Below are 255 nucleotides of genomic sequence, written 5' to 3'. Positions count from 1 at the left end.
CTCCTGCAGGCCCACGGTCAGCACGGGATGCGGGCTGGACTCGATGAACACACCGAAACCCTGATCGAGGAGCGTCCGCGTGGCCCGCTCCAGCTCCACCGTCTGACGCAGGTTACGGAACCAGTACCCACCATCCAGCTCGGGGCCCTCGACCCACTCACCGGTGACGGTCGACAGGAACGGAACCGCCGCGTCCCGGGGTGCGATCGGGGCGAGCAGCGTGTCGAGCTCCTCGCGCAGCAACTCCACCTGCGC

Annotated in this window: 1 protein-coding gene; it reads right to left on the bottom strand. The window is 68.6% G+C overall.

What is annotated here, in order from left to right; translation table 11 throughout:
* On the bottom strand, window positions 1–255 hold a 255-nt coding region (locus tag ACEPPI_RS40935), incomplete at both ends, for an acyltransferase domain-containing protein (RefSeq protein WP_373920303.1).

The organism is Streptomyces sp. AB3(2024) (assembly GCF_041862025.1).
In the GTDB taxonomy this organism is placed as follows: Bacteria; Actinomycetota; Actinomycetes; order Streptomycetales; family Streptomycetaceae; genus Streptomyces.
This window is presented reverse-complemented; position numbering and strand designations above follow the sequence as displayed.